Source organism: Xanthomonas hawaiiensis, from assembly GCF_031834635.1.
Lineage (GTDB): Bacteria > Pseudomonadota > Gammaproteobacteria > Xanthomonadales > Xanthomonadaceae > Xanthomonas_A > Xanthomonas_A sacchari.
In genome coordinates this window covers 737,682-753,410 of record NZ_CP115873.1, presented here as the reverse complement: position 1 = coordinate 753,410, position 15,729 = coordinate 737,682, and the positions used below count along the sequence as shown (strand labels likewise).

Annotated in this window: 9 protein-coding genes; 3 read left to right on the top strand and 6 right to left on the bottom strand. The window is 68.9% G+C overall.

Going from position 1 to position 15,729, the window contains the following annotated elements:
- Positions 1–84: 84 nt before the first annotated feature.
- The 5 genes from PG878_RS03285 to PG878_RS03265 form a co-directional block, all read right to left on the bottom strand.
- The gene (locus tag PG878_RS03285) at positions 85–2,316 is read right to left on the bottom strand and encodes an NADP-dependent isocitrate dehydrogenase (RefSeq protein ID WP_209032194.1); all 2,232 of its coding nucleotides are present in this window, start codon (positions 2,314–2,316) and stop codon (positions 85–87) included.
- Between the two features lie 511 nt (positions 2,317–2,827).
- On the bottom strand, positions 2,828–3,352 hold the full coding sequence (locus PG878_RS03280; RefSeq protein ID WP_209032195.1) for a hypothetical protein: 525 nt from the start codon (positions 3,350–3,352) through the stop codon (positions 2,828–2,830).
- Between the two features lie 48 nt (positions 3,353–3,400).
- Entirely contained in the window at positions 3,401–3,694 is a 294-nt protein-coding gene (locus tag PG878_RS03275; RefSeq protein ID WP_209032196.1) for a LysM peptidoglycan-binding domain-containing protein, read from the bottom strand.
- A gap of 393 nt (positions 3,695–4,087) precedes the next feature.
- Positions 4,088–4,906 (bottom strand): NADPH-dependent 7-cyano-7-deazaguanine reductase QueF, encoded by an 819-nt coding sequence (queF, locus tag PG878_RS03270; protein ID WP_209032197.1) that lies wholly within the window; start codon positions 4,904–4,906, stop codon positions 4,088–4,090.
- A 346-nt stretch (positions 4,907–5,252) separates the two neighbouring features.
- On the bottom strand, positions 5,253–6,569 hold the full coding sequence (locus PG878_RS03265; RefSeq protein WP_209032198.1) for a M20 family metallopeptidase: 1,317 nt from the start codon (positions 6,567–6,569) through the stop codon (positions 5,253–5,255).
- 289 nt (positions 6,570–6,858) lie between these two features.
- Here PG878_RS03265 and PG878_RS03260 point away from each other — a divergent pair, with 289 nt between their 5' ends.
- The 3 genes from PG878_RS03260 (at position 6,859) to PG878_RS03250 (ending at position 14,777) form a co-directional block, all read left to right on the top strand.
- Positions 6,859–8,100: an efflux RND transporter periplasmic adaptor subunit gene (locus tag PG878_RS03260; RefSeq protein WP_209032199.1), complete on the top strand. Its 1,242-nt coding sequence runs from the start codon at positions 6,859–6,861 to the stop codon at positions 8,098–8,100.
- A 184-nt stretch (positions 8,101–8,284) separates the two neighbouring features.
- A complete protein-coding gene (locus PG878_RS03255) occupies positions 8,285–11,518 on the top strand; it encodes an efflux RND transporter permease subunit (RefSeq protein ID WP_209032200.1) in 3,234 nt (1,077 codons plus the stop codon).
- Between the two features lie 148 nt (positions 11,519–11,666).
- Positions 11,667–14,777: an efflux RND transporter permease subunit gene (locus PG878_RS03250; RefSeq protein ID WP_209032201.1), complete on the top strand. Its 3,111-nt coding sequence runs from the start codon at positions 11,667–11,669 to the stop codon at positions 14,775–14,777.
- A gap of 157 nt (positions 14,778–14,934) precedes the next feature.
- On the opposite strand, the gene PG878_RS03245 is transcribed toward PG878_RS03250, so the two are convergent.
- A complete protein-coding gene (locus tag PG878_RS03245; protein ID WP_209032202.1) occupies positions 14,935–15,627 on the bottom strand; it encodes a lectin in 693 nt (230 codons plus the stop codon).
- Positions 15,628–15,729: the final 102 nt, after the last annotated feature.

Genomic DNA, 15,729 nt, shown 5'->3' with positions numbered 1-15,729 from the left:
GCCGCTTCTACGGGCCGTTTCCTGCGCCGGAAACGCAAAGGGCCGCCCCGAGGGGCGGCCCTTGCATACATCCAGCTCGTGCGATCAGGCGTTCAACGTCGCCAGGGCGTCGTTGAGGGTCTTGCTCGGCCGCATCGCCTTGCTCACCAGGTCCAGGTTCGGGCGGTAGTAGCCCTGGATGTCGACCGGCTGGCCCTGCACGCCGTTGAGCTCGGCGACGATGGTCGCTTCCTGCTCGGTCAGCTGCTTGGCCAGCGGGGCGAAGCGCGCCTTCAGCGTGGCGTCCTCGTCCTGCGCGGCCAGCGCCTGCGCCCAGTACATGGCCAGGTAGAAGTGGCTGCCGCGGTTGTCCAGCCCGCCGACCTTGCGCGAGGGCGACTTGTCGTTGTCCAGGAACTGGCCGTTGGCCTGGTCCAGGGTGCGCGCCAGCACGCCGATGGCGGCGTTGTGGTGGCGCTGGCCCAGGTGCTCCAGCGACGCGGCCAGGGCCAGGAACTCGCCCAGTGAATCCCAGCGCAGGTAGTTCTCTTCGACGAACTGCTGCACGTGCTTGGGCGCCGAGCCGCCGGCGCCGGTTTCGAACAGGCCGCCGCCGGCCATCAGCGGCACGATCGACAGCATCTTGGCGCTGGTGCCCAGCTCCATGATCGGGAACAGGTCGGTGAGGTAGTCGCGCAGCACGTTGCCGGTGACCGAGATGGTGTCCTCGCCCTTGCGGATGCGCTGCAGCGAGAACGCGGTGGCTTCCACCGGCGGCAGGATGCGGATGTCCAGGCCGTTGAGATCGTGATCCTGCAGGTAGCGCTCCACCTTCTGGATCATCAGCGCGTCGTGGGCGCGCTGCGGGTCCAGCCAGAACACCGCCGGGGTGGCGCTCAGGCGCGCGCGCTCGACCGCCAGCTTGACCCAGTCCTGGATCGGCGCGTCCTTGGTCTGGCACATGCGCCAGATGTCGCCGGCTTCCACCGCATGCTCCAGCAGCACCGCGCCGCCGGCGTCGGTGACGCGCACGGTGCCGTCGACCGGAATCTGGAAGGTCTTGTCGTGCGAGCCGTATTCCTCGGCCTTCTGCGCCATCAGGCCGACGTTGGGCACGCTGCCCATGGTCGCCGGATCGAACGCGCCATGCAGCTTGCAGTCCTCGATCACCGCCTGGTACACGCCGGCGTAGCAGCGGTCCGGAATCACCGCCTTGGTGTCCTGCAGCTTGCCTTCGGCGTTCCACATCTTGCCGGAGTCGCGGATCATCGACGGCATCGACGCATCGACGATCACGTCGCTGGGCACGTGCAGGTTGGTGATGCCCTTGTCGGAGTTGACCATCGCCAGCGCCGGACGCTGCGCGTACAGCGCCTGCAGATCGGCCTCGATCGGCGCACGCTGCGCCTCCGGCAGGCTGGCGATGCGCGCGTACAGGTCGCCGATGCCGTTGTTGGCGTCGAAGCCCACCTGCTTGAGCGTGGCGGCGTGCTTGTCCAGCACGTCGCGGTAGAACGCCTCGACCACCACGCCGAACATGATCGGGTCGGAGACCTTCATCATCGTCGCCTTCAGGTGCAGCGAGAACAACACGCCCTGCTGCTTGGCATCGGCGATCTGCGCCTGCACGAAGGCGGCCAGCGCGCGCTTGCTCATCACCGCCGCGTCGATCAGCTCGCCGGCCTGCACCGCGGTCTTTTCCTTCAGCACGGTCACCGCGCCGTCCTTGCCGACCAGCTCGATCTTGACGCTGCCGGCCTGCGCGATCAGCGCCGAGCGCTCGCTGCCGTAGAAATCGCCGGCGTCCATGTGCGCCACGTGCGACTTGGACTCGGCGCTCCACGCGCCCATGCGGTGCGGGTGCTTGCGCGCGTAGTTCTTCACCGAGGCCGGCGCACGGCGATCGGAATTGCCCTCGCGCAGCACAGGATTGACCGCGCTGCCCTTGACCTTGTCGTAGCGCGCCTTTGCTTCCTTCTCCTTCTCGTCCTTCGGCTCGTCCACATAGTCCGGCAGCGCGTAACCCTGCTGCTGCAGTTCCTTGATCGCGGCCTTGAGTTGCGGCACCGAGGCGCTGATGTTGGGCAGCTTGATGATGTTGGCTTCCGGCGTGGTCGCCAGCTGGCCCAGCTCGGCCAGGTCGTCGGCGATGCGCTGGTCTTCGCGCAGGTATTCGGGGAACTGCGAAATCAGGCGGCCGGCCAGCGAAATGTCGCGGGTCTCCACGGCGATGCCGGCGGTGCCGGCGAACGCGGAGACGATCGGCAGCAGCGACTGCGTCGCCAGGTACGGGGCTTCATCGGTGAGCGTGTACAGGATCTTGGGCGTATTCGACATGACGCGACGGATGACCTCTGGCAGGGGGAAATAGGCAGCACCGACAGTACGGCGGCGTATGTTTTCTTGTAGGTTTCGCGATGCCGCCAACCGCCGGACATCGGCCGTCCATTGTCGCGTGTCTGCCGGCTGCGGGCAAAGCGCGGGGTCGTGCGATCCGTACGCAGGGTTCATCCCCTCGCGATTGCAGGGGGATGCCCGTCCGCCCGAGTGAGCGAAGTGAGTTGCACGTCCCGCATGCCGTCGCCAGTGCGATAGGCAGTGGTGCCCTGCGAAGGGGCGTGGATCGAAACGAACAAGGGATGATCTGCGTGCAAGCCGGACAGCGTCGCCATCGACCGTCCCGCGTCGGGACGGAAGTCCCTCCCACAAGGAGCACGATCCACGGCAACGAACTTTACGCTTCATCGCGTCGCATAAAAAAAGGCGCAGCCTCGCGGCTGCGCCAGCGTGCCGCACGTGCCGGGAGAGAGGCGGCGCGTGCGACGCGTGACCCGGGCTCAGCCCTGGATCACTTCACCTCGAACGTCTGCGGCGTGCCCGCCGCCTGGCCGTTCACGGTGACCTCGGCCTTGTACTGGCCGGCCGGCCAGCCCTTGGGATTGGTGAACTCGAAGTTGGTGGTCTCGGCGCCGCTGGTATTGAGCGTCTCGGTGCGCTCGCCTGCAGTCTGGCCGTCCTGGAACACGAGCTTGGCGCCGACGTTGGCATTGGTGGCCGAGCCCTCGGTCTTCACCGACACGATGATCTTGTCCTTGCTGGCGAGCGTGGTCAGCGGCGCCACCGACTTGTCGGCCGCGGCGGTGTTGCCGACGGCGACCGCGGCGACGTTCACCGCATTGGCGCCGGCAGCGGCCGGCGCGGACTGTTCCGCCGGCGCGGCGGCCGGCCCCGGCATCTGCTCGGTCGGCGCGGACGAGGTGGGATCGGGCGACACGGTCTGCTGTTGCTCCTGCTTCTTGCAGCCGGCCAGCGCCAACGCGCCGACCAGCGCGATCATGAGGGGCGAAAACGAGGACATCGTGCGGTGCTTCATCGGTAGGAGACTCCTGTCGGAATTACGAAGAGATGCGCCAGCGGCGGCTCAGGCGCCGGCAGGCAACTTGAGCGTCTGGCCCGGATAGATCTTGTCGGGGTCGACCAGCACATCGCGGTTGGCCTCGAAGATGCGCGTCCAGGCATTGCCGTCGCCGTAATGCAGCTTGGCGATCTTGGACAGCGAATCGCCGGGCTTGACCACATACACCTGCTGCACCTGTTCGGCGGTGCTGTCGACCTTGCTCTGCACGGCGGAGAAATCCGGCTTCTGCACGACGTCGGCGGTGGTATCCACCTTGGCGGTGACCGCCGAGAAATCGGCGCGCTTGTCGCTGTTCATCGCGTGGCTCCCTGCGTGATGGGACGCTGCCACGGTGTCACAGGATTTGTTAAAAAAGGATCGCGCGGCCGTGAACTGCGCCGCTGCGGTTCAGGCGCATCGCATGCAGTCCAACGCGGCGAGAGGTGTCGCTCGAACGGTCGGCACCGTGCATGCCATCGGGATCGCGAGCACGCCGCACCGTCGATCACGGGCAACCGCGCGCGGCACCTTCGCGGTGTGGGCGCATCGTCCAAGCGACGCGAATCCCGGTCTGCCGCAGCGTGTCGACGGCGTCGCTACGCTCAGGGCGCTCCTTGTGGGAGGGACTTCAGTCCCGACTGCAGCACGGCCGGACGCGTCGATGCTTCGGCGCGTCGCCGCCGATGATGCAATCGCGGTTTCGGAGCAGCCCTACTGACGCATATCGCGCAGGAAGCTCAGCGGTTCGGCCACATCCGCGGTGGCGCGCCAGGGATTGATGTCCAGGCCGCCGCGGCGGGTGTAGCGCGCCTCCACCTGCAGCGACTGCGGGCGGCAGCGCATCATCAGGTCATGGAAGATGCGCTCGACGCACTGCTCGTGGAAGCCGGCGTGCTCGCGGAAACTGATCAGGTAGCGCAGCAGGCCTTCGCGGTCGATGCGGCCGCCGCGGTAGCGCAGGTGCAGCGAGGCCCAGTCCGGCTGGCCGGTGACCGGGCAGTTGGACTTGAGCAATTCGCTGGTCAGGGTCTCTTCGACCACCTCGCCCTCGGCGGCGGACAGGAAGTCCGGACGCGGCGGGCCGTAGCAGTCGATGGCGATGTCCAGCGCGTCCAGCGACTCGCCTGCGCCCAGCGTGTCCATCGGCGGCAGGCCGAACTCCATCGCCACGTCGGCGCCGGCGCGCGCCGACAGGTCGGTGACGATGCAGCTGCGCAGCGCTTCGGCGCTGTTGAAGCGCATCGCGTTGAGCGAATTGAGATAGAGCTTGAGCGACTTGGATTCGATCAGGTTCGGCGAGGCGCACGGCACCTGCAGGGTCGCGGTGGCGACACAGGGCTTGCCCTGCGCATCCAGCCAGCTCAGTTCGTAGGCGTGCCAGTGGTCCACGCCGAAGAACGGCAGCGCCGCAGGGTCGAGACCGATCTCGGTGCGCGCCGCAGCGCGCGGGATGGGAAACAGCAGCGCCGGATCGTACTGCGACGGGTAGGCGACCTCGCGGCCGAGACTGGAATCCTGGGGGGTATTCATGCGGTGCAGTGTAGCGGGCGGGTTCTGGCTGGCAGGTGTATGGGCAGGGATTCGGGATTTGGGATTCGGGATTGGCAGAAGCGAAATCGCGCCTCCTTGTGTCGAGGCGCTTGCGTCGATTCTGTGCTTCGTGCGTCGCGACTGAAGTCGCTCCCACAGGAGTGATCTATCGTCGCTGTTGCAGGAGCGGCTTCAGCCGCGATGGCCTTCCCGGCAATGCCCGTCGCGGCTGAAGCCGCTCCTACGGATATCCATCCATCGCTGCGGCCATGCGCGACGCCGTGCAGGGCGCTGCGGAACTGCCGCTTTTACGAATCCCCACTCCCGATTCCCCAATCCCGGACCTTCAGGCCTCCGGCTTCGTTCCCAGATAGTCCAACGTCACCTCCAGCATCGCGCGCAGGCCGACGTCCAGGGCGGTTTCGTCGAGCAGGAATTGCGGCGAGTGGTTGCTGGGCGCGGTCGCCGGGTCGATGCCGGGGGCGGTGGCGCCGACGAAGAAGAACATCGACGGCACCTGCTGCGCGTAGTACGAGAAATCCTCCGCGCCCATCTGCAGCGGCGGTTCGTAGACGTTGCCGGCGCCGACCACCGCCTGCAGGCTGGGCAGCATGCGCGCGGTCAGCGCCGGGTCGTTGACCGTGGCCGGGTTGCCGTCCTGGTCGGGCACATGCGCTTCGGCCTTGGCGCCGTGCGCGGCGGCGGTGTGCTCGGCCACGGTCTTGAGGTCGGCGAAGATCTGCTGACGCATGCCCTCGTCGAAGGTGCGGATGGTGCCGACCATCTCCACGTCGTCGGGAATGATGTTGTAGCGGATGCCGCCCTTGATCGCGCCGAAGCTGAGCACCGCCGGCTGCCTGGACAGGTTGGCGCGGCGGCTGATCACGCTCTGCGCAGCGCCGATCAGGTCGGCGCTGGCCACGATCGGGTCGATGCCGTTCCACGGCGCCGAGCCGTGGGTCTGGCGGCCGATCACCTTGATGCTGAAGCGGTCCGAGGCGGCCATCAGCGGCCCGCCACGCACCGCGATCTTGCCGGCCTGGACGCTGGAGAACACGTGCAGGCCGAACATCGCCTGCGGCTTGAAGTCGCGGAACAGGCCCTCCTTGAGCATCAGCGAGGCGCCGCCCTCTTCGTTGCCCGGCGCGCCTTCCTCCGAGGGCTGGAACACCAGCATGACCTCGCCCGGCAACTGCGCGCGCATCGCCACCAGGGCCTCGGCCACGCCGAGCAGGATCGCGGTGTGCGCATCGTGGCCGCAGGCGTGCATCACGCCCACGGTCTCGCCGCGGTACTCGCTAGTGGCCTTGGAGGCGAACGGCAGGCCGGTCTGCTCGGTCACCGGCAGCGCGTCCATGTCCGCGCGCAGGGCGATCTTCGGCCCGGGCAGCGCGCCTTTGACGATCGCCACCACGCCGTGGTGGGCGATGCCGGTCTGCGGCTTCAGGCCAAGCGCGCGCAGCCGTTCGGCGACCTTGGCGGCGGTGCGCTCCTCGCGGTTGGACAGTTCCGGGTGCTGGTGGAAGTCGCGCCTCCACTCCACCACCTTGGCCTGCAGCCTGGCCGCGGCGGCCGTCACCTCCGGGCGCTCGGCGCTCTGCGCCCAGGCCAGGGCGGGGACGGCGAACAGCAGGGCGGACAGCAGGCGGGACAGGCGCGGCATGGCAGGACTCCAGATCGGGACGCAACGGGCGTTCAGTCACTGTAGTGCATCGGCGGCCCGCAAGGGGCGGCCATGGACCCCGCTGCGGGGAAAAAACCCTTGCGAATCCGTGTCAACCGATGCGCCGCGGGTGCGTTGCGAGAACGGACGACCGGCCCTGCCCGCCCGCGGGGTCTGTCCCTTCAGTCATGGTCCAATCGCAACGCGCCGGCGATATGCTTTCGCGACCGTCTGCACCAGCCACTGCGGGAGGGTCCCCCACCCCGCCTCGCCACAGGAGTTTCCCCGGATGTCGCGTTTCTGGAAGATTGCGCTGCTGATCCTCGCAGCGGTGGCCGTGGTGCTGGTGGGCATGCGTTTCATGCGCGGCGGCGGGCATCACAAGGGTGGTGGCGGCGACGGCATGGGCGAGGACGGCGACAACACGCCGGTGCCGGTGACGGTGGTCGCGGCGAGCAGCCAGACGGTACCGATCTATGCCACTGCCACCGGCACAGTGACCGCACTGAGCACCGTCACCGTCAGCCCGCAGGTCGGCGGCCAGCTGATGAGCCTGAACTTCCGCGAGGGCCAGGAAGTGAAGAAGGGCGAACTGCTGGCGCAGATCGACCCGCGTTCGCTGCAGGCCAGCTACGACCAGGCCGCAGCGAGCAAGCGCCAGAACCAAGCGCTGCTGGCCACCGCGCGCTCCACCTTCCAGCGCTCCGACTCCCCGGCCTACCGCCAGTACGTGGCCAAGACCGATCTGGACACCCAGCGCAACCAGGTGGCGCAGTACGAAGCGGCGGTCGCCGCCAACGACGCGCAGATGCGCGCGGCGCAGGTGCAGTTGCAGTACACCCGCATCCTCGCCCCCAGCGACGGCATCGCCGGCATCCGCGGGGTGGACGTGGGCAACATCGTCAGCACCAGCAGCACCATCGTCACCATCACCCAGGTGCACCCGATCTACGTGACTTTCAACCTGCCCGAGATCCAGCTGCAGGACGTGCGCCAAGCGCAGGCGGCGGCGCCGCTGCCGGTGACCGCGCTGGACCGCACCGACGCGCACCCCATCGCCAGCGACGGCCAGGTCGACGTGATCGACAACCAGATCAGCGCCGACACCGGCACCTTCAAGGTTCGTGCGGTGTTCCCGAACAACGACCGTGCGCTGTGGCCGGGCCAGTTCGTCAACGTGCGCCTGACCCTGCGCACCGTGCCCGACGGGGTGGTGGTGCCGACCCAGGCGGTGCAGCGCGGGCCCAACGGCGACTACGTGTACGTGGTGCAGGCCGACAACACGGTCAAGATGCAGACGGTGAAGCAGGGCGCGGAAGTGGGCGACAGTCACGTGCAGCTGACCGAGGGCCTGAAGGCGGGCGAGCGGGTGGTCACCGAAGGCCAGTTCCGGCTCAAGCCCGGCACCAAGGTGAACGCGCTGAAGCCGGGCGAGGCGCCGCCGGAGCCGACCGAGGCCGAATTGAAGGCCGCCGAAGGCAAGCAGCAGCAGCGCGGCGGCGGACGTCGCGGCGGCGGCGGGCCGCGCTGAGCGTGACGCGCACGCCGGCGACGGCCGTGCCGCATCCGCGCGGCCGGCACTCGCCGGGTCGCCCGCAGGCCGCGTTCCCGTCCGGCGCCGCGATCGCGGCGCCAGGCCACGGCCGCCGCTGATTTCGCCGTAACTCCCGGAGCCGACGCGGCCGCGCCGGACTCTCACCAGCAAGGATCTCCCCGTGGGCTTTTCGACGATCTTCATCCGCCGCCCGATCGCCACCACCTTGCTGATGGCAGGCGTGCTGCTGCTCGGCATCCTCGGCTACCGGCAACTGCCAGTGTCGGCGCTGCCGGAAATCGATGCGCCCAGCCTGGTGGTGACCACGCAGTATCCCGGCGCCAACGCCAGCACCATGGCCTCGCTGGTGACCACGCCGCTGGAGCGCCAGCTCGGGCAGATCTCCGGGCTGCAGATGATGACCTCCGACTCGTCGGCGGGCCTGTCCACGATCGTGCTGCAGTTCGCGATGGACCGCGACATCGACATCGCCGCGCAGGACGTGCAGGCGGCGATCCGCCAGGCCACCCTGCCCTCGTCGCTGCCCTACCAGCCGGTCTACAACCGGGTGAACCCGGCCGACGCGGCGATCCTCACCCTCAAGCTCAGCTCCGACACGCTGCCGCTGCGCGAGGTCAACAACTACGCCGACTCGATCCTGGCCCAGCGCCTGTCGCAGGTGCCGGGCGTGGGCCTGGTGTCGATCGCCGGCAACGTGCGCCCGGCGGTCCGCATCCAGGTCAATCCGGCCCAGCTGTCGAACATGGGCCTGACCCTGGAGGCGCTGCGCAGCGCGCTGACCCAGACCAATGTCAACGCGCCGAAGGGCTCGCTCAACGGCAAGACCCAGTCCTACAGCATCGGCACCAACGACCAGCTGTCCAGCGCCGCCGAATACCGCGACACCGTCATCAGCTACAAGAACGGTGCGCCGGTGCGGCTGTCGGACGTGGCCAAGGTGGTGGACGGGGTGGAGAACGACCAGCTCGCCGCCTGGGCCGACGGCAAGCCGGCGGTGCTGCTGGAAGTGCGCCGCCAGCCTGGCGCCAACATCGTGCAGACGGTGGAGCAGATCCGCGCGATCCTGCCGCAGCTGCAGGGCGTGCTGCCGGCCGGCGTGCACCTGGACGTGTTCTCCGACCGCACCGAGACGATCCGCGCCTCGGTGCACGAGGTCAAGTTCACCCTGATCCTGACCATCGGCCTGGTGGTGGCGGTGATCTTCGTGTTCCTGCGCCGGCTGTGGGCCACGGTGATCCCGTCGGTGGCAGTGCCGCTGTCGCTGGCCGGCACCTTCGCGGTGATGGCCTTCGCCGGCATGTCGCTGGACAACCTGTCGCTGATGGCGCTGGTGGTGGCCACCGGCTTCGTGGTCGACGATGCGATCGTGATGATCGAGAACATCGTGCGCTACATCGAACAGGGCAAGAGCGGACGCGAGGCGGCGGAGATCGGTGCGCGCCAGATCGGCTTCACCGTGCTGTCGCTGACCGTGTCGCTGGTGGCGGTGTTCCTGCCGCTGATCCTGATGCCCGGCGTCACCGGCCGCCTGTTCCATGAGTTCGCCTGGGTGCTGAGCATCGCGGTGGTGATCTCGATGCTGGTGTCGCTGACGCTCACGCCGATGATGTGCGCCTACCTGCTCAAGCCCGACGCCCTGCCCGAGGGCGAGGACGCGCACGAGCGCACCGCGGCGGCCGGCAAGACCACGCTGTGGTCGCGCACCGTGGGCGTGTACGAGCGCAGCCTGGACTGGGTGCTGGGCCACCAGAAGCTGACCCTGCTGGTGGCGCTGGCGACCATGGTGCTGACCGTGCTGCTGTACGTGGTGATCCCCAAGGGCCTGCTGCCCGAACAGGACACCGGGCTGATCACCGGCGTGGTCCAGGCCGACCAGAACGTGGCGTTCCCGCAGATGGAGCAGCGCACCCAGGCGGTGGCCGAGGCGCTGCGGCGCGACCCGGCGGTGACCGGCGTGGCCGCCTTCATCGGCGCCGGCTCGATGAACCCCACCCTCAACCAGGGCCAGCTCAGCATCGTGCTGAAGCCGCGCAGCGACCGCGACAGCCTGGAAGAGGTGATGCCGCGGCTGCAGAAGGCGGTGGCCGGGCTGCCCGGCGTGGCGCTGTACCTGAAGCCGGTGCAGGACGTGACCCTGGACACCCGCGTGGCCGCCACCGAGTACCAGTACTCGCTCTCGGACGTGGACAGCGCCGAACTGGCGACGCAGGCCACGCGCCTGACCGAGGCGCTGCGCAAGCGCCCGGAACTGGCCGACGTGGACAACAACCTGGCCAACCAGGGCCGTGCGCTGGAACTGCACGTGGACCGCGAGAAGGCCAGCACGCTCGGCGTGCCGATGCAGACCATCGACGACACGCTGTACGACGCCTTCGGCCAGCGCCAGATCTCCACCATCTTCACCCAGCTCAACCAGTACCGCGTGGTGCTGGAAGTGGCGCCGGAGTTCCGCACCAGCACCGCACTGCTGAACCAACTGGCGGTGGCCAGCAACGGCAGCGGCGCGCTGACCGCCAGCAACGCCACCAGCTTCGGTCAGACCACCTCCAGCAACTCCTCCACCGCCACCGGCATCGGCGCGCAGAACACCGGCATCACCGTCGGCAGCGGCGGCACCGTGCCGCTGGCGGCGGTGGCCGAGGCCAAGCAGTCGACCACGCCGCTGGTGGTCAGCCACCAGCAACAGCTGCCGGCGGTCACGGTGTCGTTCAACCTGGCGCAGGGCTACTCGCTGTCGCAGGCGGTGGCGGCGATCGAGGAAACCCGCGCGCAGCTGCAGCTGCCGCCGCAGCTGCATGCCGAGTTCATCGGCAAGGCCGCCGAATTCACCGGCAGCCAGACCGACGTGGTGTGGCTGCTGCTGGCCTCGGTGGTGCTGATCTACATCGTGCTGGGCGTGCTGTACGAGAGCTACATCCACCCGCTGACGATCATCTCCACGCTGCCGCCGGCCGGCGTCGGCGCGCTGCTGGCGCTGATGCTGTGCGGACTGAGCCTGTCGGTGGACGGCATCGTCGGCATCGTGCTGCTGATCGGCATCGTCAAGAAGAACGCGATCATGATGATCGACTTCGCGATCGATGCGCGCCGCGAGGGCGCCAACGCCCACGACGCGATCCGCCGCGCCTGCCTGCTGCGCTTCCGCCCGATCATGATGACCACCGCCGCGGCGATGCTCGGCGCACTGCCGCTGGCGCTGGGCGACGGGATCGGCTCGGAACTGCGCCGCCCGCTGGGCATCTCCATCGTCGGCGGCCTGCTGCTGTCGCAGCTGGTCACCCTGTACACCACGCCGGTGATCTATCTGTATATGGAACGCGCCTCCGAACGCGCACGCGCCTGGCGCGCGCGCCGCGCCGCGCGGCACGCGACGGCGGCGGAGGGGCGGGCGTGAGGGGCCGGGAATCGGGAATCGAGAATCGGGAATCGGAAAGCGCCGAGTCCGCGCGCTGCCGACTCGTTCACTCCATGCCGGATCCTCGAAAGACTGACACCGGGCGCGCACTGCGATTCCCGATTCTCCATTCCCCATTCCCGGCCCCATGAACATCTCCGCGCCCTTCATCCGCCGTCCCATCGGCACCGCGCTGCTGGCCATCGGCCTGTTCGTGATCGGCATGATGTGCTACCTGCGCCTGGGCGTGGCGGCGCTGCCGAACATCTCGATCCCGGTGATCTTCGTGCAGGCCAGCCAGGCCGGCGCCGATGCCTCGACCATGGCCGCCACGGTCACCGCGCCGCTGGAGCGGCACCTGGGCCAGGTGCCCGGCATCGACACCATGCGCTCCTCCAGCTCAGAGGGGAACAGCCAGGTGTTCATGGTGTTCCAGAGCAGCCGCAACATCGATTCGGCCGCGCAGGACGTGCAGACCGCGATCAACGCCGCGCAGGCCGACCTGCCCTCCGGCCTGGCCACGCCGCGGTACCAGAAGGCCAACCCCAACGACGACCCGGTCATCGCCATCGCCCTGACCTCGGACACGCAGTCGGCCGACGAGCTGTACAACGTCGCCGATTCGCTGCTGGCGCAGCGCCTGCGCCAGATCAGCGGCGTGGCCTCGGTGGATATCGGCGGCGCCTCCACGCCGGCAGTGCGGGTGGATGTGAACCTGCGCGCGCTCAACGCCATGGGCCTGACCCCGGACGACCTGCGCAATGCGGTGCGCGCGGCCAACGTCACCTCGCCCACCGGCTTCCTCAGCGACGGCGCCACCACCACCGCCATCGTCGCCAACGACGCGGTGGCCAAGGCCGCCGATTTCGGCCAGGTGGTGATCAGCCAGCAGCAGGGCCGCGCGGTGCGCCTGCGCGACATCGCCAACGTCTACGACGGCCAGCAGGACGCCTACCAGGCGGCCTGGTTCGGCGGCAAGCCGGCAGTGGTGATGTACGTGTTCACCCGCGCCGGCGCCAACATCGTGGAGACCGTGGACCGGGTCAAGGCCGAGATCCCGATGCTGCGCACCTACCTGCAGCCGGGCACCAAGATGACGGCGTACTTCGACCGGACCCCGACCATCCGCGCCTCGCTCAACGAGGTGCAGGCCACGCTGATGATCAGCCTGGCGATGGTGGTGCTGACCATGGCGCTGTTCCTGCGCCGGCTGGCGCCCACGCTGATCGCCGCGGCCACCGTGCCGCTGTCGCTGGCCGGCGCGGCGCTGGCGATGTACGTCATGGGCTTCACCCTCAACAACCTGAGCCTGCTGGCGCTGGTGATCGCGATCGGCTTCGTCGTCGACGATGCGATCGTGGTCATCGAGAACATCATGCGCCACCTCGACGAGGGCATGTCGCGGCTGGAGGCGGCGCTGGCCGGTGCGCGCGAGATCGGTTTCACCATCGTCTCGATCACCGCCTCGCTGGTGGCGGTGTTCATTCCGATCCTGTTCGCCAGCGGCATGATCGGGGTGTTCTTCCGCGAGTTCACCGTCACCCTGGTGGCGGCGATCTGCGTCTCGGCGGTGGTCTCGCTCACGCTCACCCCGGCGCTATGCAGCCGCTTCCTGTCCGCGCACGCCGAGCCGGAACAACCCGGCCGCTTCGGCGCCTGGCTGGAGCGCATGCACGCACGCATGCTGCGCGTGTACACCGTGGCCCTGGATTTTTCGCTGCGCCACGCGCTGCTGCTGGCGCTGACCCCGCTGCTGCTGATCGCGGCCACGGTGTTCCTGGCCGGTGCGGTCAAGAAGGGCTCGTTCCCGGCGCAGGACACCGGCCTGATCTGGGGCCGCGCCACCTCCAGCGCCACCGTGTCCTTCGCCGACATGGTCACCCGCCAGCGCCGCATCACCGACATGCTGATGTCCGACCCGGCGGTGAAGATCGTCGGCGCGCGCCTGGGCAGCAGCCGCCAGGGCTCCAGCGCCAGCTTCAACATCGAGCTCAAGCGCCGCGACGAAGGCCGCACCGACACCACCGCGCAGGTGCTGGCGCGGCTCAGCGCCAAGGCCGACCGCTACCCCGACCTGCAGCTGCGCCTGCGCGCGATCCAGGATCTGCCCAGCGACGGCGGCGGCGGCACCAGCCAGGGCGCGCAGTACCGCGTCTCGCTGCAGGGCAACGACAACGCGCAGCTGCAGGAGTGGCTGCCCAAGCTGCAGGCCGCGCTGAAGCAGAACCCCAAGCTGCGCGACGTCGGCACCGACGTGGACAACGCCGGCCTGCGCCAGAACATCGTGATCGACCGCGCCCTGGCCGCGCGCCTGGGCGTGTCGATCGGCGCCATCGACGGCGCGCTGTACGGCGCGTTCGGCCAGCGCCAGATCTCCACCATCTACTCCGATCTCAACCAGTACAGCGTGGTGGTCAACGCGCTGCCGGACCAGACCGCCACGCCGGCGGCACTGGACCGCATCTACGTGCCCACCCGCAGCGGCACGATGATCCCGCTGACAGCGGTGGCGCGCCAGGTCCCCGGCCTGGCGCCGTCGCAGATCAGCCACATGAATCAGTACACGACCATGGACCTGAGCTACAACCTGGCGCCGGGCGTCAGCACCGGCGAAGGCGATGCGATCATCGCCGCCACCGTAGCCGGGCTGCGCATGCCCGGCGACATCCGCATCGCCGACGGCGGCGGCTTCGGCGTGCAGCTGCAGCCGAACTCGATGCTGGTGCTGGTGCTGGCCGCGATCGTGGTGGTCTACATCGTGCTGGGCATGCTCTACGAAAGCCTGGTGCACCCGGTGACCATCCTCTCCACCCTGCCGGCCGCCGGCATGGGCGCGCTGCTGGCGCTGTGGGTCACCGGCACCGAACTGTCGGTGATCTCGATGATCGCGCTGGTGCTGCTGATCGGCATCGTCAAGAAGAACGCGATCATGATGATCGACTTCGCCCTGGTCGCCGAGCGCGAGCACGGCAAGACCCCGCTGGAGGCCGCGCGCGAGGCCTGCATCGTGCGTTTCCGCCCGATCATGATGACCACGATGGTGGCGATCCTGGCCGCGGTGCCGCTGGCGGTAGGCCTGGGCGAAGGCTCGGAACTGCGCCGCCCGCTCGGCATCGCGATGATCGGCGGCCTGCTGATCTCGCAGAGCCTGACCCTGCTCAGCACCCCGGCGCTGTACGTGATCTTCTCCTGCCTGCGCGAACGCTGGTACGCGCGACGTGCGCGCCGGCGCGAGCGCCGGCAGCTGCGGGTGGCCTGAAGGCCGGGAATCGGGAATAGAGAATGGGGAATCGTAAAAGCGAAGAGCACAGAGCGGTCATCCGCCGCTGAGGTGACAAGTTCACGCCGTGGCAGCTCAATCACGCAGCGTGCATGCTTTTCCCATTCTCCATTCTCGATTCACCATTCCCAGCGCCTCAACCACAACCCTCCACGTAATCCACCTGCGGCGGCAAACCCACGCGCCAAGCGATGGCCTTGCCGGCTGCGTCGGTCTCGAACACCAGCACGCCCGGCTGGCCGGACTCGCCGCGCACGCGCAGCATCTTGGCGCCGTCGACATACTTGTGCGATTGCTCCTCCAGGCGGCCGGCGTACAGCGCGCGCAGTTGCGCCAGGTCCATGCCGACCTTGCCACCGCCGGGCGCGGTCTCCTTGGCGGTGCGCACGTCGTAGCGCACCAGTTTGTCGCCTTCGATCATCAAGCCGAACTGGTCATTGCCCTTGGCCCAGCGCGGACGCAGCACGTAGCAGCTGCTGCCGGCGCCGGGCTGGCCGTCGAGCTCGCCGCCCCAGGCCGCGCGCGCCTGCGCCGCGGACATGCCCAGGCGCAGGTCGCCGTAGCCGTCGATGCGGGCCAGTTGCCGGTCGTCCGCGGACAGTTCCGGCGGCAACGCCGAGGCCGGCGCCTGTGCCGGCGGCACGTCGCCGTCGGGCTGGTCGATGTCCGGTGGCGGCAAGGCGCCGTCGTCGGCCGCGGCGGGTGCCGGGGTCGGCGCCGGAGCCGGCGCGGACGGTGCAGGAGGCGCGGACGGCGGCGCGGGCGGTTGCCGGTCGCAGGCAGCGAGCGCGAGCAGCAACACCGCCACGCCTGGTTGAATCGGCTTCATCGCACTTCCTCGCTGGACCAGCGCATAGGCTAGCGTGCATGCCCTCGCCCTGCACGGCAGCGGCGACACACGGCCAGCATGCGCGGCCGAGTACGGCATCCC